Raw genomic sequence first — 675 nt, 5'->3', positions numbered from 1 at the left:
TTTTCAGACCTTCGGTAGTAATCCGGATATTCACATTTACTTCCATCGGAAAATACCGCCAGCCCATGCATCGCATAATCGATACCAATAACCTTCAATTCTCTTTCTTCTCTGTCCCGGACTTGGTTTTCATCCGAACAGTATTCAAAAAGTATACTGACGTAGTACTTCCCTGTAGGTTGTTTTCTTACTGTCACAGCCTTCATCCGGAATCCTTCCGGAATCTGTCTGTGGATCTTCGCCTTTACGATACCTGCTTTCGGGAGTTTGATTCCATTAGCAAGAAATCGAATATTCCCATTCACCAGATTCGTAGTATATGCATTACGGCTGTGATGCTTCGACTTGAATTTCGGAAAGCCGATCTCCGGACGTTCAAAGAAATTCCTGTATGCCCGTTCCAGATGGAGCTGCACATTCGCCAGGGCAAGAGAATCTACTTCCTTCAGCCACGGAAATTCTTCTTTATACGCAGCCGGTGTAGTCTTCAGCATCTTCCCTGTCTTCTTATACTCTTCAACCTTATCCGAAAGCATCTGGTTATAGATGAACCTACAGCATCCAAATGTCTTCGCAAACAATTCTTTCTGTTTTTCAGTTGGATAAATTCGGAATTGGAATGCTTTATTACTCTTTCCCATGTTTCTCACCCTGTGTTTCAATGTACTCCCTGAT

1 protein-coding gene is annotated in these 675 nt (G+C 42.8%); it reads right to left on the bottom strand.

From position 1 onward, the window contains the following. Positions 1-641: RNA-guided endonuclease TnpB family protein (locus ACQRCC_RS15565; protein WP_427851657.1), on the bottom strand; the 641-nt coding region annotated here is incomplete at its 3' end. Between the last annotated feature and the right edge of the window lie 34 nt (positions 642-675).

It is taken from the genome of Sporofaciens sp. SGI.106 (assembly GCF_050314255.1).
In the GTDB taxonomy this organism is placed as follows: Bacteria; Bacillota; Clostridia; order Lachnospirales; family Lachnospiraceae; genus Claveliimonas.
Note: the sequence above shows the minus strand (reverse complement) of the source record. Positions and strands in the feature narration are given on the sequence as shown.